The 15,801-nt window shown below is 70.3% G+C and carries 17 protein-coding genes; 10 read left to right on the plus strand and 7 right to left on the minus strand.

The genetic code is table 11. From position 1 onward, the window contains the following. Positions 1–4: 4 nt before the first annotated feature. From B7D75_RS01025 to B7D75_RS01045, 5 genes are all read right to left on the minus strand, one after another. Complete coding sequence (locus B7D75_RS01025; protein ID WP_043100082.1) at positions 5–1,462, minus strand: amidase; 1,458 nt, start codon at positions 1,460–1,462, stop codon at positions 5–7. A 66-nt stretch (positions 1,463–1,528) separates the two neighbouring features. Continuing rightward, positions 1,529–2,563 (minus strand): ABC transporter substrate-binding protein, encoded by a 1,035-nt coding sequence (locus B7D75_RS01030; RefSeq protein ID WP_107113659.1) that lies wholly within the window; start codon positions 2,561–2,563, stop codon positions 1,529–1,531. A 21-nt stretch (positions 2,564–2,584) separates the two neighbouring features. Further along, entirely contained in the window at positions 2,585–3,394 is an 810-nt protein-coding gene (locus tag B7D75_RS01035) for an ABC transporter permease (protein ID WP_003158002.1), read from the minus strand. Then, positions 3,391–4,311 carry an ABC transporter permease gene (locus B7D75_RS01040; RefSeq protein ID WP_003158003.1) on the minus strand — a complete coding sequence of 307 codons (921 nt, stop codon included), beginning with the start codon at positions 4,309–4,311 and terminating at the stop codon, positions 3,391–3,393. The genes B7D75_RS01035 and B7D75_RS01040 overlap by 4 nt, the downstream gene beginning before the upstream one ends. 24 nt (positions 4,312–4,335) lie before the next feature. Beyond that, positions 4,336–5,448 (minus strand): ABC transporter ATP-binding protein, encoded by a 1,113-nt coding sequence (locus B7D75_RS01045; RefSeq protein WP_034079360.1) that lies wholly within the window; start codon positions 5,446–5,448, stop codon positions 4,336–4,338. Positions 5,449–5,677: 229 nt separating this feature from the next. Between B7D75_RS01045 and B7D75_RS01050 the strand changes: the two genes are divergently transcribed. The 10 genes from B7D75_RS01050 to madM all read left to right on the plus strand — a co-directional run bounded on the left by B7D75_RS01050 (position 5,678) and on the right by madM (position 14,063). Further along, positions 5,678–6,571, plus strand: a complete 894-nt coding sequence (locus B7D75_RS01050) for a LysR substrate-binding domain-containing protein (RefSeq protein ID WP_012073849.1) — start codon at positions 5,678–5,680, stop codon at positions 6,569–6,571. A 119-nt stretch (positions 6,572–6,690) separates the two neighbouring features. Further along, positions 6,691–8,355: a malonate decarboxylase subunit alpha gene (gene mdcA / locus B7D75_RS01055; protein ID WP_033998532.1), complete on the plus strand. Its 1,665-nt coding sequence runs from the start codon at positions 6,691–6,693 to the stop codon at positions 8,353–8,355. Next, complete coding sequence (locus B7D75_RS01060) at positions 8,355–9,236, plus strand: triphosphoribosyl-dephospho-CoA synthase (RefSeq protein WP_034079358.1); 882 nt, start codon at positions 8,355–8,357, stop codon at positions 9,234–9,236. Before mdcA ends, B7D75_RS01060 begins: the two co-directional genes overlap by 1 nt. 1 nt (position 9,237) lies before the next feature. Next, positions 9,238–9,537 carry a malonate decarboxylase subunit delta gene (locus B7D75_RS01065; RefSeq protein ID WP_012073852.1) on the plus strand — a complete coding sequence of 100 codons (300 nt, stop codon included), beginning with the start codon at positions 9,238–9,240 and terminating at the stop codon, positions 9,535–9,537. Next, a complete protein-coding gene (locus tag B7D75_RS01070; RefSeq protein WP_034079357.1) occupies positions 9,530–10,393 on the plus strand; it encodes a biotin-independent malonate decarboxylase subunit beta in 864 nt (287 codons plus the stop codon). The genes B7D75_RS01065 and B7D75_RS01070 overlap by 8 nt, the downstream gene beginning before the upstream one ends. Then, entirely contained in the window at positions 10,390–11,196 is an 807-nt protein-coding gene (gene mdcE, locus B7D75_RS01075; RefSeq protein WP_034079356.1) for a biotin-independent malonate decarboxylase subunit gamma, read from the plus strand. The genes B7D75_RS01070 and mdcE overlap by 4 nt, the downstream gene beginning before the upstream one ends. Before the next feature lie 15 nt (positions 11,197–11,211). Next, positions 11,212–11,904, plus strand: a complete 693-nt coding sequence (locus tag B7D75_RS01080) for a malonate decarboxylase holo-ACP synthase (RefSeq protein WP_079383448.1) — start codon at positions 11,212–11,214, stop codon at positions 11,902–11,904. Then, positions 11,901–12,833 carry a malonate decarboxylase subunit epsilon gene (mdcH, locus tag B7D75_RS01085; RefSeq protein ID WP_107113660.1) on the plus strand — a complete coding sequence of 311 codons (933 nt, stop codon included), beginning with the start codon at positions 11,901–11,903 and terminating at the stop codon, positions 12,831–12,833. The genes B7D75_RS01080 and mdcH overlap by 4 nt, the downstream gene beginning before the upstream one ends. A gap of 55 nt (positions 12,834–12,888) precedes the next feature. Next, entirely contained in the window at positions 12,889–13,293 is a 405-nt protein-coding gene (gene madL, locus B7D75_RS01090; RefSeq protein ID WP_012073857.1) for a malonate transporter subunit MadL, read from the plus strand. A 5-nt stretch (positions 13,294–13,298) separates the two neighbouring features. Further along, positions 13,299–14,063, plus strand: coding sequence for a malonate transporter subunit MadM (gene madM, locus B7D75_RS01095; RefSeq protein ID WP_003156934.1), 765 nt, complete (start codon positions 13,299–13,301; stop codon positions 14,061–14,063). Positions 14,064–14,173: 110 nt separating this feature from the next. Here madM and B7D75_RS01100 read toward each other — a convergent pair whose 3' ends face one another. Continuing rightward, positions 14,174–15,103: a LysR family transcriptional regulator gene (locus B7D75_RS01100; protein WP_058130021.1), complete on the minus strand. Its 930-nt coding sequence runs from the start codon at positions 15,101–15,103 to the stop codon at positions 14,174–14,176. A 185-nt stretch (positions 15,104–15,288) separates the two neighbouring features. After that, a complete protein-coding gene (locus tag B7D75_RS01105; RefSeq protein ID WP_034079348.1) occupies positions 15,289–15,720 on the minus strand; it encodes a hypothetical protein in 432 nt (143 codons plus the stop codon). Positions 15,721–15,801 lie beyond the last annotated feature (81 nt).

Here is a 15,801-nt window from a genome sequence, read left to right on the forward strand (position 1 = left end):
CGCTTCAGCCCGCCAGCAGCGGCGACGGCTGCCGTTCGAACCAGCGGCTGGCCTGCTCGTAGGCATGGGCCAGTTGCAGCACGGCGAAGTCGGCCTGGTGCGGACCGATGATTTGCAGGCCCATCGGCAGCCCGGCGGCGTTGAAGCCCGCCTGTACGTTGGCCACCGGGCAGCCGGACAGGCTGCCGGGAACTACCACTTCCATCCAGCGGTGGTAGGTGTCCATCGCCACGCCTTCGATGCTGCGCGGCCAGGGAATCTCCTTGGCGAAGGGAAACACCTGGACGCTGGGCAGCAGCAGGTAGTCATAGCGTTCGAACAGCCGGCCAATGGCGCGGTACCAGTCGCTGCGGATGACCGAGGCGCGGTACACCGCGTCGGCGCCCAGGCGCAGGCCGTTCTCCACTTCCCAGAGCGCTTCGGGCTTGAGCTGGGCGCGCTTCGCCGGATCGGCGTGGAGTGCCCCGAGCGAGCCGGCCACCAGCCAGTGACGCAGGGTGCGCCAGGACTCCCAGAGGCGTTCCGGAGCGAAGCCGAGGGCCGCCTCCTCGACCTCGCAGCCGAGGCTGCGGAAGTCACCGAGCGCGCGCTGGCAGAGTTGCAGGATGCCGTCCTGCATCGGCAGGTAGCCATCGAGGTCGCCCAGCCAGCCCAGCCGGGTGCCGGCGAAATCGCGCTCCAGCGGCGCGGCGAACGACGCGCCGGGTTCGGCGATGGACAGCGGCGCGCGGCGGTCGGCGCCGGCCTGCACCGAGAGCAGCAGGGCGGTATCGCGCACGCTGCGCCCCATCGGGCCCTCATAGCCGAGCTGGTCGAAGAACAGGTCGGCGCTGTCGTCGAACGGCACGCGTCCCTGGGAAGGGCGGAAGCCGATGACATTGTTGAACGCCGCCGGATTGCGCAGCGAGCCCATCATGTCGCTGCCGTCGGCCACCGGCACCAGGTGCAGGGCCAGCGCGGCGGCCGCGCCGCCGCTGCTGCCGCCGGCGCTGAGGCGCTCGTCGTAGGCGCAGGCGGTGGCGCCGAACAGCGGGTTGTAGGTCTGCGAGCCGAGGCCGAATTCCGGCGTATTGGTCTTGCCGATGAGGATCGCGCCGGCGGCCCTGATCCGCTCGACCATTATTCCGTCGCGCTCGGGAACATAGTCGCGGTACAGCGGTGAGCCCAGGGTGGTGCGGATGCCGCGGGTCAGCGACAGGTCCTTGATCGCGTGCGGCAGGCCGTGCATCCAGCCACGGTACTGGCCACGGGCGAGTTCGTCGTCGCGGGTGGCGGCCTCGGCCAGCAGGTGTTCCGCCGGCAGCAGGCTGACCAGGGCGTTGACCCGTGGGTTGAAGCGCTCGATGTGCGCCAGGTAGGCCTGCATCACCTCGCGGCAGGACACCTGGCGCAGGCGGATGCGTTCGGCGAGCTGGTGGGCCTGGAGCAGCACCAGTTCGTTGATCGGGGGATAGCGGTTCATCGGCGGTCGGAACCCTGGCAGTCGGGAAAGAGCGCCCCGTGATCGGGGCGCGAAACGGTGGCGCGCTCAGCGCATCAGGTTGGTCCACAGGCGGTCGGCCAGGCGGATCGCGGCTTCGCCGCAGGTCTGGCTGAACACCACGCGGGTGCCTTCGGGGACATGCAACTCCGGGGCGTCCTTGAGGCCGGGTTCGAGGTAGGGCTCGACGCCCTTCACCGGACTCTGGTGCTTGAGGAAGTTCTGCGTCAGCGCGGCGTTCTCCGGCTGGGCGAGGAAGGCGATGAAGCGCCGCGCGTTGTCCGGATTGCGGCTGCCGCGCGGGATCACCAGGTTGTCGACCCAGGCCAGCACGCCTTCCTTCGGATACAGGTACTTCAGGCTCGACTTGAGTTCGCGCGCGCGCAGCGACGAGCCGCCCCAGAACATCGACATGTCCACCTCGCCCGCGGCGAGGTTCTCGCGGATCGAGCCGGCCTTGGAGCTGTAGGTCTTGACGAAGGGCTTCTGCGCCTTGAGCAGGTCGAGGACGCGCTGCATCTGCTTCGGGTCCTCGCTGCAGAGCGGGATGCCCAGGTACAGGCTGGCCATGTCCACCACCTCGCTCACCGAGTCGAACATGTTGATCCGCCCGCGCAGTTCCTCCGGCGGCTGGTAGAGCACCGCGTAGCTGTCGGCCGGCCCGGCGTAGCGCGCGCCGTCCAGCACCACGCTGGTGGTGCCCCAGATGAAGGGCACGCTGTAGGCGCCCTCCGGGTCCCAGGCGGGTTTCTTCAGGTTGTCGACCAGGTTGGCGTAGTAGGCTTCGGCGGCCGGGTCGAAGCGCTCCAGCAACCGCTCCTCGACCAGGATCGGGACGAACTGTTGCGAGGGGATCGCCACGTCGTAGCCGGCGCCGCCCTGCTTGAGCTTGGCCAGCAGCGTCTCGTTGGAGTCATAGGAGTCCACGGTGACGCGGATGCCGCTCTCCTTCTCGAATTTCTCCAGCAACTGCGGCGAAAAATAGCCGCTCCAGCTGACCACGTTGAGTTGCCCGGCGGCCTGGGCGCTGCCGCCGAGGACGATACTGAGGCCGAGGCCGATGCGTGCGATGCGTTGGTACATGGGAGTTCTCCGGCGTGGGGCTCAGGCGCGCGGCTTGCCGAGCAGGTAGGACAGGCTGACGAAGATCACGGAGACGCCGAGGATCAGCGTCGACACGGCGTTGACGTCGGGCGTGACGCCCATCCGCAGCAGGCCGAAGATGAAGATCGGCAGGGTGGTGGTGCCGGCCTGCGCGACCATCATCGAGATCACGAAGTTGTCCAGCGAGACGATGAAGGCGAGCATCAGGCCGGAGAAGATGCCCGGCGCCAGCAGCGGCAGGGTCACCTTGCGCAGGGTCCGCCAGGGACCGGCGTAGAGGTCGGCGGCGGCCTGCTCCAGGGACAGGTCCATGTCGTCGAGGCGGGCGCGCACCGGCAGGTAGGCGAACGGGATGCAGAACACCGTGTGGGCGATGATCAGGTTGCCGTAGCCCAGCGACAGGCCGAGGGTGGAGAACAGCGCCAGGGTGGCGACCCCGACCACGATCTCCGGCAGCACCAGCGGCAGCATGATCGTCCCCATCGACAGGCGCAGGCCCTTGAATCGCGCACCGCGCGAGGTGCCCAGGGCGGCCAGGGTGGCGATCGCGGTGGCCGCTGCGCTGGCGCACACGGCGATCAGCAGGCTGTTGCCGGCGGCCTGGCGCAGCGCCTGGTTGGCGAAGGCGGCGCGGTACCAGTCGAGACTGAAGCCGGTCCAGACGGTGGCCGACTGGTTGGCGTTGAAGGAATACACCACCAGCACCAGGATCGGCGCGTACAGGTACAGGTAGAACAGCAGGCTGAAGGCGCCGAAGCCGGGGAAGTCCTGGACGCTTCGACGTCCGCCTCGCCACAGGCGCGCGTTCATCGGCCGGCCCCCCGCGCGAGACGCCCGGCACGCCAGGCATAGAGGCTCAGGACCAGCATCACCGCGGCCATCAGCAGCAGCGACAGGGCGGCGCCGAGCGGCCAGTTCCGGGCGTCGGCGAACTGCCGGAAGATCAGGTTGCCGAGCATCATGCGGGTTCCGCCGCCGAGCAGCTCGGGGGCGATCATCGCGCCCAGGCAGGGCACGAAGGTCAGCATGGCGCCGGCCAGGATGCCCGGCCGGGCGAGCGGCAGGACCACCTTGCGCAGCGTGCGCAGGCGGCCGGCGTAGAGGTCCTGGGCGGCTTCGAGCAGGCGCATGTCCATCTTCTCCAGGGTCGCGTAGATCGGCAGCACCACGAAGGGCGCGTAGGTGTAGACCAGGCCGAGCAGCACCGCGCCGTCGCTGTAGAGCAGCGGCAGCGGTTGGTCGATCAGGCCGAGGCCGAGCAGGCCGTTGTTGATCACCCCGCTGCCGCGCAGCAGGAGGATCCAGGCGTAGGTGCGGACCAGCAGGTTGGCCCAGAACGGCACGGTGATCAGGAAGATCAGCAGGCCGCGCCGGCGTGGCGGCTGCATGACCAGCCAGACCGCCACCGGGAAGCCGATCAGCAGGGTGACGAGGGTGGTCAGCGCGGCGATGCCGAGCGAGCGCAGGGCGATCACCAGGTAGGAGTCGGCGAAGGCCAGGCTGTCGTCCATCTGCCGCTCGAAGAGCAGGGCGACGTACGACTCGCCGCTGAAGGTCCGGTTGACCCCGCCGTAGGGGTTGGCCTCCATCAGCGAATAGGCGCCGACGATGAGGATCGGCAGTACCAGGAACAGGCCGATGGCGACCAGTGCCGGGGTCACGCCGAGGAAGCTGCGCAGAGCTTGGCGACGCTGCAGGGCGGCGCCGGGGGAGGAGGTCGGATGCATGGTCGTGGTCCGTTGCCGAGGGGCTCAATCCAGCAGGACGCTGGCGCTGTCCCTGGCCACGGCCAGGCGCGCCGCCTCGCCGGCGGCGAAGCGCCGGCCGGTGGCGTTCGGCGCGCGCACCGTCAGCAGGCTGCCGTCGGCCAGGCGCACGCGGTACTGCAGGTCGGTGCCGAGGTAGACCTGGCTTTGCACCGTGCAGGGCAGGCCGTCGCCCGTGCCGGCGTCCCGCAGGCCCAGGCGTTCCGGGCGGATCGACAGGCTGACCCGCGCGCCCGGCGCCAGGTCGTCGCGCGCGGCGGCTTCGAACGACTCGCCGCCGGGGCCGCGGTACAGCGCCAGCGAGCCGTCGCGACGGAGCAGTTCGGCCTCGATGAAGTTGGTCTCGCCGATGAAGTCGGCGACGAAGCGGTTGCCGGGACGCTCGTAGATTTCCTCCGGCGGGCCGACCTGTTGCACCTGTCCTTCGGAGAGCACGGCGATGCGGTCGGACATGGTCAGCGCCTCCTCCTGGTCGTGGGTGACGAAGATGAAGGTGATCCCGGTCTTCGCCTGGATCGCCTTGAGCTCTTCGCGCATCGCCTGGCGCAGCTTGAGGTCGAGGGCCGAGAGCGGTTCGTCGAGCAGCAGCACCCGGGGCTGCGGCGCCAGGGCGCGGGCCAGCGCCACGCGTTGCTGCTGCCCGCCGGAGAGCTGGGCGGGGCGGCGCTCGGCGAAGCGCTCCATCTGGACCAGGGCGAGCATCTCGCGGACCCGTTCGGCGATCCCCGCCTTGTCCAGGCTGCGTCCCGGCGGACGCGATTCGAGGCCGAAGGCGAGGTTCTCGGCGATGCTCATGTGCGGGAACAGCGCGTAGTGCTGGAACACGGTGTTCACCGGGCGCTCGAAGGGCGGCCGCGCGGCGATGTTCTCGCCGTAGAGGAGGATCTCGCCCTCGGTGGGAAACTCGAAGCCGGCGATCATCCGCAGCAGGGTGGTCTTGCCGCAGCCGGACGGGCCGAGGAGGGTGAAGAATTCGTTGTCGCGGATATCCAGGTCGATGCGCTTCAGCGCCACCGGGCCGCTCCCGGGATCGCCGTAGACCTTGCGTACCGCGCGGATGGACACTGCATGGGTGCGCAGCGAATGCAGGGCATTCATGGACTTACCTCCGATTCCCCTTCGTGCGTGCCGCAGCGCGGCGCGACGATGGTTGTTGTTGTTCTGGCAGGGCTGGAAAGTAGGCTTCCGCGAGGCGGCGGAAGAGCGGCGCCGGCTGTCGCCACCGGCTGCTGGGGCGGATGATGCGAAAAAGGGGCGGCTGTCGAAAGCTCAATTTTCTTATATAAGGTGTTAAAAAAACTAACACCGAGCGAGGTCCTCGACATCCATGTCCATCCCCCGTCTCCCGCCGCTCAACGCGGTGCGCGCCTTCGAGGCGGCCGCCCGCCTGGGCAGCTACGTGGCGGCGTCGAAGGCCCTGCACGTGACCCAGCCGGCGGTCGGCCGGCACGTCCGGCTGCTCGAGGACTGGCTCGGTGCGCGCCTGTTCGAGCGCACCTCGCGCGGCGTGCGGCTGACCCCGGCGGGGCGGCAATACTACGCGGCGGTGTCCGCCGCGCTGCAGCAGATCGCCGAGGCCGGCGGCCAGCTCGGCGGCGCGCGCTGGTTGCGGATCATGGCGGTGCCGGCGTTCGCCCGGCGCTGGCTGACGCCGCGCCTGGAAACCCTTTGCGCGCAGCGGCCGGGGCTGAAGATCGCCCTCGAACCCAATCCCACCTTCGACCACGTGGAAGAGCGCAGCGCCGACCTCGGCATCGTCTATGGCCTGCCGGGCCAGTACGCGAACCCGCGCGCACTGCTGATCCGGCCCAAGGTCTTCCCGGTCTGCTCGCCGGCCTACCTGGCCGCGGCCGGGCCGCTGGAGACGGTCGAGCGACTGGTGGAGCACAAGCTGATCCATGTCGACGACGGCGAATGGTGGAATCTCTGGTTCTCCGCCGTCGGCGTCGACGTTCGGGTCAGTCCGGCGGTGCTCTACCTGAGCAACGACCACGCCCTGGCGCGCGCCGAGGAAGGCCTCGGCATCGCCCTGGCCAACGAGGTGCTGGTCCGCCAGGAGCTGCGCAGCGGCGCGCTGGTGCGCCCGCTGGCCGCCGAGGCGGCGCTGGAGAGCTACCAGGTGCTGACCCCGCCGGGCGTGCCATCGGCGGACGTCGAGTGGTTCATCGACTGGCTCGGCGAGGCACTGCGCGAGGCCTTCCCGGACGCCGTGACCTGCTGAGGGCGGCGCTTGCGCTACATCGTTAACCCCAGCGTAACGATCACACCGGCTGCTTGATTGAAGGCCATCGCCGGCCTGCCTAAGTTGGCTCCCACGACAGCGTGAACCCCGGAGCCGACATGACGACAACCCTCTCCCCTCCGCCGCAGTGGTCGCGGCGCCGCCAGGAAAAGCAGCGGCGCCTGGAACGCGCGCGCAGCCTGGCCGACGGCGTGGTGCTGCCGCGCGATCGGATCGTCGCCGCGCTGGAAGCGCTGATCGCGCCGGGCGACCGGGTAGTGCTGGAAGGCAACAACCAGAAGCAGGCGGACTTTCTCTCCCGCTCGCTGGCGCGGGTCGACCCCGGCAGGCTGCACGACCTGCACATGATCATGCCCAGCGTCGGCCGCCCGGAGCACCTCGACCTGTTCGAGCTGGGCATCGCGCGCAAGCTCGACTTCTCCTTCTCCGGCCCGCAGAGCCTGCGCATCGGCCAGTTGCTCGAGGATGGCCTGCTGGAGATCGGCGCGATCCACACCTACATCGAGCTGTATGCGCGGCTGCTGGTCGACCTGATCCCCAACGTAGCGCTGGTCGCCGGCTTCATGGCCGATCGCGAGGGCAATGTCTATACCGGGCCGAGCACCGAGGACACCCCGGCGCTGGTCGAGCCCACCGCGTTCAGCGACGGCATCGTCATCGTCCAGGTCAACCGTATCGTCGACGACCCGCGCGACCTGCCGCGAGTGGACATCCCGGCGTCCTGGGTGGACTTCGTGGTCGAGGCCGACCAGCCGTTCTACATCGAGCCGCTGTTCACCCGCGACCCGCGCCACATCAAGCCGGTCCACGTACTGATGGCGATGATGGCGATCCGCGGCATCTACCAGCGGCACAACGTGCAGTCGCTGAACCACGGCATCGGCTTCAACACCGCGGCGATCGAGCTGATCCTGCCGACCTACGGCGAATCACTCGGTCTCAAGGGCAAGATCTGCCGGCACTGGACCCTCAACCCGCACCCGACCCTGATCCCCGCCATCGAGAGCGGCTGGGTCGAGAGCGTGCACTGCTTCGGCACCGAACTGGGGATGGAGGGCTACATCGCCCAGCGTCCCGACGTGTTCTTCACCGGCCGCGACGGCTCGCTGCGTTCCAACCGGATGTTCTGCCAGCTGGCCGGGCAATACGCCGTCGACCTGTTCATCGGCGCGACCCTGCAGGTCGATGGCGACGGCCATTCCTCCACCGTCACCCGCGGTCGCCTGGCCGGCTTCGGCGGTGCGCCGAACATGGGCCACGACCCGCGCGGGCGGCGCCACTCGACGCCAGCCTGGCTGGACATGCGGCCTGAACCCGAGGCGCTGCTTGAGCGCGGCAGGAAGCTGGTGGTGCAGATGGTCGAGACCTTCCAGGACGGCGGCAAGCCGACCTTCGTCGAGCGGCTCGACGCGGTGGAGGTGGCGCGCCAGACCGGCATGCCGCTGGCGCCGGTGATGATCTATGGCGACGACGTCACCCATGTGCTTACCGAGGAAGGCATCGCCTACCTGTACAAGGCGCGCTCGCTGGAGGAGCGCCGGGCGATGATCGCGGCGGTGGCCGGGATCAGCCCGATCGGCCTGCGCCACGACCCGCGCGAGACCCAGCGCATGCGCCGCGAGGGGCTGATCGCGCTGCCCGAGGACCTCGGCATCCGTCGCACGGACGCCTCGCGCGAGCTGCTGGCGGCGAAGAGCATCGCCGAGCTGGTCGAATGGTCCGGCGGGCTGTACCAGCCGCCGGCGCGTTTCAGGAGTTGGTGATGAACGCCATCGCGAACCTCGCGGCGACGCCGCGCGCCGACCTCGGCGAATGCCTGGCCGACCTGGCGGTGGACGCCCTCATCGACGAAGCCGAACTGTCGCCCAAGCCGGCCCTGGTGGACCGTCGCGGCAGTGGCGCGCATGCCGACCTGCACCTGGGCCTGATGCAGGCCTCGGCGCTGAGCCTGTGGCCGTGCTTCAAGGAAATGGCCGATGCTGCCCAGCGGCATGCGCGCATCGATGCGCACCTGCGCGGCGTCCTTGGCCAACTGGGGCGCGAGGGCGAGGTGGCGATGTTGCGTACCACCGAAGGCGTGAACAGCCATCGCGGAGCGATCTGGGCGCTCGGCCTGCTGGTCGCCGCCGCCGCCCTCGCACCGCGCCGCACGCAGGCCGGCGAAGTGGCCGCGCGCGCAGGACGCATCGCCCTGCTCGACGACCCGGCGGCCGCCGGCGGCGACAGTCACGGCGAGCGCGTCCGCCGGCGCTACGGCGTCGGCGGCGCCCGCGAGGAAGCCCGCCTCGGTTTCCCCCGCGCGGTGCGCCACGGTCTGCCGCAGCTATGGCGCAGCCGCGAGGGCGGTGCTGGCGAGCAGAACGCCAGGCTCGATGCGCTGCTGGCGATCATGAGCGTGCTCGACGACACCTGCGTGCTGCACCGCGCCGGCCGCGTCGGCCTCGCCGCGATGCAGGAGGGCGCCCGCGCGGTGCTCGCCGCCGGCGGCAGCGCCAGCCTCGCCGGGCGTCGCCGCCTGCGCGAGCTGGACCGCCGCCTGCTGGCCTTGAACGCCTCGCCCGGCGGCGCCGCCGACCTGCTCGCCGCCTGTCTTTTCCTCGATCGCCTGCCCGCCGCGCTCGGCGGGTGGGCTGGGAGTCTCTGAGATGGAAACCCTGACCTTCGAATTTCCCGCCGGCGCTCCGGCGCGTGGCCGCGCCCTGGCCGGCTGCGTCGGTTCCGGCGACCTGGAAGTGCTGCTCGAACCGGCCGCCGGCGGCGCGCTGAGCATCGAGGTGGTGACCTCGGTGAACGGCAGCGGTCCGCGCTGGCAGCAACTCTTCGCGCGGGTCTTCGCGGCGGCCACGGCGCCGGCCGCGGCGATCCGCATCCACGATTTCGGCGCCACCCCCGGGGTGGTCCGTCTGCGCCTGGAGCAGGCGCTGGAGGAGGCCGGCCATGACTGACGTCGCCCGCCTGCTGGCGCTGCGCAGCTTCACCGAGCTGGGCGCCCGCCAGCGCGCCCGCGCCCTGCTCGACGCGGGCAGCTTCCGCGAGTTGCTCGATCCCTTCGCCGGTGTGCAATCGCCCTGGCTGGAACGCCAGGGCATCGTGCCCCAGGCCGACGACGGCGTGGTGATCGCCCGCGGCCTGCTCGACGGCCAGCCGGCGGTGCTGGCCGCCATCGAGGGCGCCTTCCAGGGCGGCAGCCTTGGCGAGGTCAGCGGGGCGAAGATCGCCGGCGCGCTGGAACTGGCCGCCGAGGACAACCGCAACGGCGTGCCGACCCGCGCCCTGTTGTTGCTGGAAACCGGCGGCGTGCGCCTGCAGGAAGCCAACCTCGGCCTGGCGGCGATCGCCGAGATCCAGGCGGCCATCGTCGACCTGCAGCGCTACCAGCCGGTGGTGGCGGTGATCGCCGGGCCGGTCGGCTGCTTCGGTGGGATGTCCATCGCCGCCGGGCTGTGCAGCCATGTGCTGGTGACCCGCGAGGCACGCCTGGGGCTGAACGGTCCGCAGGTGATCGAACAGGAGGCCGGCATCGGCGAGTACGACTCGCGCGACCGCCCGTTCATCTGGAGCCTGACCGGCGGCGAGCAGCGTTTCGCCAGCGGTCTCGCCGACGCCTACCTGGCCGACGACCTCGACGAGATACGCGCCTCGGTGCTCGCGCACTTCGCCAAGGGCCTGCCGGCCCGGCCGCGTTGCCGCCGCGCCGGGGACTACCTGCGGCGGCTGGACGACCTCGACACCGCCGGACAGCCGGACGCCGCCGATGTGCGCCGGCTCTACCGTGGACTGAGCCAAGGAGACGTCGCATGAGCCAGCCTTCCGCATCCCGTGGTCAGGCCTGGTTCCAGGCGCTGGCCGGAAACCTCCCGCCGCGCGCCGGCGATCCCGCCTCGCTGCGCGTCGCCGACCTCGAGCTGGACGGCTACCCGGTGAGGATCCTGGCAGTCGTGCCGGACGCCGGCAACCCCTTCCCGCGCGCCCGCCAGGGCGAGGTCGGGCTGCTCGAGGGCTGGGGCCTGGCCGCCGCCGTCGACCAGGCGCTGGAGGCCGACCGCGAGGCGCCGCGCAAGCGCGCGCTGCTGGCCATCGTCGACGTGCCGAGCCAGGCCTACGGCCGCCGCGAGGAGGCCCTGGGTATCCACCAGGCGCTGGCCGGGGCGGTGGACGCCTACGCCCGCGCCCGGCTCGCCGGGCATCCGCTGATCGGCCTGCTGGTGGGCAAGGCGATGTCCGGCGCGTTCCTCGCCCATGGCTACCAGGCCAATCGCCTGATCGCACTGCGCGATCCGGGGGTGATGGTCCACGCCATGGGCAAGGCCGCCGCCGCGCGGATCACCCTGCGCAGCGTCGAGGAACTGGAGGCGCTGGCGGCGCAGGTGCCGCCGATGGCCTACGACATCGACAGCTACGCCTCGCTCGGGCTGCTCTGGAAGACCCTGGAGGTAGAGGCCATCGAAGCGCCTACGGCGAACGATCTGGCGCGGGTACGCGAATGCCTGGGCGCGGCGCTGCTCGACATCCTCGCCGGCCCGCGCGACCTGGATGGCCGCCTCGGCGCGGCCAATCGCGAGGCGTCGGCGCGGGTGCGCCGGTTGCTGCGCGAGCAGTGGTGAGTTCAGGAGCGAGCCGTGGTCATCGCGAACAGCTCACAGCGGGGCTCCAGCCGGCGACGGCTCGCTCCTGTCCCTATGCGCGAGGCGTCTGCGCCGGAGCCCCACGACCTGCTCCTGGGCATGGCCCCGGAGCACCTGGCCGACGACGCACCGCCCTGGGCCCGCGAGGTCCTGGCGGCCGGCTGGCCGGTGGTGGTGCGGCGCGCGCCGGGAGATCCGGCGACGGTGGCCATCGGCGTGCGCGGCCCGGCGCGGGAGCAGCGCTGGGCCGGCTGGATGCCGTTGGCGGCGATCACCCGGCGCCTGCGTCCGGAAGCGCTGTGCCAGCGCGAACCGCCGTTGTCGCGCGACCTGCCGGCCTGGAGCGCCCTGCGCCAGTTGCGCGCGCCGCTGAACGCGCTGGGGCTGGCCTGGGGCGTGATCGGCGGCGCCGGTTTCGAGCTGGCCAGCGGGGTCGCCGTGCTGCATCCGGACAGCGACCTCGACCTGCTGCTGCGCACCCCGCGCCCGTTCCCGCGCGATGACGCGCTGCGCCTGCTGCGATGCTTCGAGCATTGTCCCTGCCGGATCGACCTGCAATTGCAGACTCCGGCGGGCGGCGTGGCCCTGCGCGAATGGGCCGAGGGACGGCCCCGGGTGCTGGCGAAAGGCGTCGAGGCGCCAGTGTTGCTGGAAGATCCCTGGCGGGTCGCGGAGATCGGGGCATGAGCACGCTGTTCGCCTATCCCGGTCAGGGTGCGCAGCGTCCCGGCATGCTTGCGGCGCTGCCCGACGAACCGGCCGTGCGCGACTGCCTGGCGCAGGCGGCGGATTGCCTCGGCCAGGCGCCCGCCGAACTGGACAGCGCCGAGGCCCTGCGCGGCACCCGCGCGGTGCAGCTGTGCCTGCTGATCGCCGGGGTCGCCGCCAGCCGCCTGCTGGAACAGCGTGGCCATCGACCGGGCCTGGTCGCCGGCCTGTCCATCGGCGCCTATGCGGCGGCAGTGGCGGCCGGCGCGCTGGATTTCGACGACGCGCTGCGGCTGGTCGCCCTGCGCGGCGAGCTGATGCAGGCGGCCTGGCCGCAGGGCTACGGGATGAGCGCCATCCTCGGCCTCGACCAGGCGCAACTGGAAGCGCTGATCCAGGCCGTGCGCCGCGCGCATCCGTCGCTCTACCTGGCCAACGTCAACGGCGAGCGGCAACTGGTGGTGGCCGGCAGCGACGCGGCGCTGGCCGCCCTCGCCGAACGCGCCCGCGACGCCGGCGCCAGCGCGGCGAAGCGCCTGGCGGTAAGCGTGCCGTCGCACTGCCCGCTGCTCGACGAACCGGCCGCGCGCCTGGCCGAAGCTTTCGCCGGCATCCGCCTGCGCCGCCCGCGCGTACCCTACCTGAGCGGCAGCCGGGCGCGCCTGGTCGGCGATCCGGCTGCGCTGGCCGATGACCTCGCCGGCAACATGGCGCGTCGCGTCGAGTGGCTGGCGACGCTGCGCAGCGCCTACGAACGCGGCGCCCGCCTGCATCTGGAACTGCCGCCGGGACGGGTCCTCAGCGGGCTGGCGCGGCCGCTGTTCGGTTGCGCCACGCCGGCCTTCGATGGCACCCACCCGGATACCCTGGACGCGCTGTTGCGCGAGGAGGAGAGGCGAACCCGATAGGCTCGTGCGAGGCAGAAAAACAACAATATCGATACGCAACCGGAGGACAACAACAATGATTATCTACGGTGTCGCACTGCTGTCCCTGTGTACCCTCGCCGGGCTGTTCATCGGCGAGGTCCTTGGCGTGCTGCTCGGCGTGCCGGCGAACGTCGGTGGCGTCGGCATCGCCATGCTCCTGCTGATCTTCGTCGGCAGCTACCTGGGCAAGCGCGGCCTGCTGTCGGCGAAGACCGAGCAGGGCGTGGAGTTCTGGAGCGCCATCTACATTCCCATCGTGGTCGCCATGGCCGCCCAGCAGAACGTGATCGGTGCGCTGAGTGGCGGGCCGGCGGCGATTCTCGCCGGGATCGCCGCGGTGGCCGTGGCCTTTGCCCTGGTGCCACTGCTCGATCGCGTCGGCCGGGGAAAGCCTGAAGGCGTCCCTCCCCTGAAGCCGCACACCAGTGCGCAGGGGTGAGCGCCATGATCGAGTCCCTGAACAAAGTCATCAACGGCTACGGCCTGATCAGCGGCTTCGCCATCATCGGCGTGACCATGGCGTTGTCCTACTGGCTGTCGGCGCGGCTCACCCGGGGGCGCCTGCACGGCTCGGCCATCGCGATCTTCCTCGGCCTGCTGCTGTCCTACGTTGGCGGCCTCGCCACGGGAGGCCAGAAAGGACTGGTGGACGTACCGCTGATGTCCGGCATCGGCCTGCTGGGCGGCGCCATGCTGCGCGACTTCGCCATCGTCGCCACGGCCTTCGGCGTGAATGTCGAGGAGCTGCGCCGGGCCGGGGTTTCCGGGGTGGCCTCGCTGTTCCTCGGGGTCGGCTCGTCGTTCGTCGCCGGGGTCGGCGTAGCCATGGCTTTCGGCTACACCGATGCGGTCAGCCTGACCACCATCGGCGCTGGCGCGGTCACCTACATCGTCGGTCCGGTGACCGGCGCGGCGCTGGGCGCCAGCTCCGAGGTGATGGCCCTGAGCATCGCCGCCGGGCTGGTGAAGGCGATCCTGGTGATGGTCCTGACTCCCTTCATCGCCCCCTATATCGGCCTGAACAACCCGCGCACGGCGGTGATCTTCGGCGGTCTCATGGGTACTTCCAGCGGCGTCGCCGGCGGCCTCGCCGCCACCGATCCGAAGCTGGTGCCCTACGGCTGCCTGACGGCGGCGTTCTATACCGCCATCGGCTGCCTGCTGGGACCGTCGCTGCTGTATTTCAGCGTGCGCGGACTGGTGGGATGAGGACCCTCGCCCTCTCCCTTCGGGGAGAGGGCAACGGCCAGCGCCAAGACGGTCTGGCATGGACCTCCATTCGCCCCGCGGTGCATCGTCGGCGGCTGCGTTGCGTCTCCTCAGCCCGTCGCCTCCTGTTCCAGCCGCAGGCTATGCATCCGGCATTCCGCGAGCAGCGCCAGCAGGTTCGGGTCGCGCTCCTTGGCCTTGAGGAACACCACGCCGATGTGCTGTTGCAGGCGATAGCGCGGCTGCAGCGGGATCAGCCGCACACGGTTCTCGTAGACCGCCTCGATGCGCTTGGGCAGCAGCGCGTAGCCGACCCCGGAGCTGACCATGCTGAGCAGGGTGAAGATATCGTTCACCTGCATCGCGATCTGCGGTTCGAAGCCGGCCTGGCGGAACACCCGGGTGCCGTCCTGGTGGGTGGCGAAGCCCTGGGTGAGGGTGACGAAGGGCGCGTCGCGCAGGCTGCTGAGGTCGATCTCGGCGAGCCCGGCGTAGGGTGAGTCGACGGGCACGGCGAGGTAGATGTCATCGGAGAACAGCGGCAGGCATTCGCAGTCGGGGTCGCTGACGCTGTCGTTGAGCGATACCAGGATGGCGTCCAGTTCCATGTTCTTCAGTTGGTAGAACAGGTCGACGTTGGAGCCGAGGATCAGGTCGATGTTCAGTGCGCTGCGCCGCAGCTTGAGGCCCATGATCAACTGCGGCACGGTCTTCACCGTCAGCGAATAGAGCGCGCCGAGCTTGAAGCGCTCGGCGGAGAAGCCGGCCGCCTCGCGGGTCAGACGCACCGTGTCGAGCACTTCCTGGACCAGCTTCTGCGCGCGTTCCTCGAGCACGTAGGCGCTTTCCAGCGGAGTCAGGTTGCGTCCCTCGTGCTTGAACAGCGGGCAGCGCAGGGCGCTTTCCAGCGAGTGGATGGCACGGTGCACGCTGACGTTGCTGGTGCCCAGTTCCGCCGCCGCGCGCGCCAGGTTGCCGGTGCGCATGAAGGCGAGGAAGGTCTCCAGCTTCTTGAGGGTGATTTCTTCGTCGATCAGCATCCGCGTTCCCCTGGCCGGTGGCGTCGGGGGATTGTGCCTGAGGTGGTGCGGGAGCGGTAAAAAGGACCGTCATGTCCTAGAGCGTGGCGGAGCATGACGGCCGGAAAACGCCACGGATGGGCGGACTTGCACTAACGGGATGAAACGGATGCTGGCGGGCGGAGGCCCGCCAGGCGGAAGGGGTGTCAGCGGATCGACTGGATGGTGCCCTTGCTGCCGGTGACCTTGACGTCGACCTTCTTGAACACGAAGTAGTCGTTCACCGAGACCTCGTAGCGCGGTGCCACGATCAGGTCGGCATCGGCGCTCTTCACCGCCTTGAAGGCGGCGGCGGCCTTGGCCGAGGAGATCGGGTCGAAGCCCAGGCCGAGGCCCGATTCGCCGCCACCGTAGGTCACGCCGTCGGCGAACTGGCTGTCGCCGCCGAACTTGATGAAACCGAACAGGATGTTGACCGAGGACTGGCCGCTGATCGGGGCGCCGACGGCCACGTCGGCCTTCAGGTCGGTCTTCACCAGGCCGTCCACCGGTGCGGACGGCTGGCTGATGTTGTAGCTGGTGCAGCCGGTGAGCGAGGCGGCGGCGAACAGGAAGGCGGGCAACAGGTACTTCTTCATCTGACTCTCCATGATGATTCATCGATGAGGCGGCAGGCCCGAATATCCATCGATCCCTGGGCGCTGCCGGACTGCCGAACC

Source organism: Pseudomonas paraeruginosa (assembly GCF_003025345.2).
GTDB lineage: Bacteria > Pseudomonadota > Gammaproteobacteria > Pseudomonadales > Pseudomonadaceae > Pseudomonas > Pseudomonas paraeruginosa.

Coding starts and splice junctions, on each gene's coding strand:
- mdcA (WP_033998532.1), top strand. CDS start 6,691: ATGACGACAACCCTCTCCCCTCCGCCGCAGTGGTCGCGGCGCCGCCAG.
- B7D75_RS01030 (WP_107113659.1), bottom strand. CDS start 2,563: ATGTACCAACGCATCGCACGCATCGGCCTCGGCCTCAGTATCGTCCTC.
- B7D75_RS01035 (WP_003158002.1), bottom strand. CDS start 3,394: ATGAACGCGCGCCTGTGGCGAGGCGGACGTCGAAGCGTCCAGGACTTC.
- madL (WP_012073857.1), top strand. CDS start 12,889: ATGATTATCTACGGTGTCGCACTGCTGTCCCTGTGTACCCTCGCCGGG.
- B7D75_RS01050 (WP_012073849.1), top strand. CDS start 5,678: ATGTCCATCCCCCGTCTCCCGCCGCTCAACGCGGTGCGCGCCTTCGAG.
- B7D75_RS01040 (WP_003158003.1), bottom strand. CDS start 4,311: ATGCATCCGACCTCCTCCCCCGGCGCCGCCCTGCAGCGTCGCCAAGCT.
- B7D75_RS01025 (WP_043100082.1), bottom strand. CDS start 1,462: ATGAACCGCTATCCCCCGATCAACGAACTGGTGCTGCTCCAGGCCCAC.
- mdcH (WP_107113660.1), top strand. CDS start 11,901: ATGAGCACGCTGTTCGCCTATCCCGGTCAGGGTGCGCAGCGTCCCGGC.
- B7D75_RS01065 (WP_012073852.1), top strand. CDS start 9,238: ATGGAAACCCTGACCTTCGAATTTCCCGCCGGCGCTCCGGCGCGTGGC.
- B7D75_RS01100 (WP_058130021.1), bottom strand. CDS start 15,103: ATGCTGATCGACGAAGAAATCACCCTCAAGAAGCTGGAGACCTTCCTC.
- madM (WP_003156934.1), top strand. CDS start 13,299: ATGATCGAGTCCCTGAACAAAGTCATCAACGGCTACGGCCTGATCAGC.
- B7D75_RS01070 (WP_034079357.1), top strand. CDS start 9,530: ATGACTGACGTCGCCCGCCTGCTGGCGCTGCGCAGCTTCACCGAGCTG.
- B7D75_RS01060 (WP_034079358.1), top strand. CDS start 8,355: ATGAACGCCATCGCGAACCTCGCGGCGACGCCGCGCGCCGACCTCGGC.
- B7D75_RS01105 (WP_034079348.1), bottom strand. CDS start 15,720: ATGAAGAAGTACCTGTTGCCCGCCTTCCTGTTCGCCGCCGCCTCGCTC.
- B7D75_RS01045 (WP_034079360.1), bottom strand. CDS start 5,448: ATGAATGCCCTGCATTCGCTGCGCACCCATGCAGTGTCCATCCGCGCG.
- mdcE (WP_034079356.1), top strand. CDS start 10,390: ATGAGCCAGCCTTCCGCATCCCGTGGTCAGGCCTGGTTCCAGGCGCTG.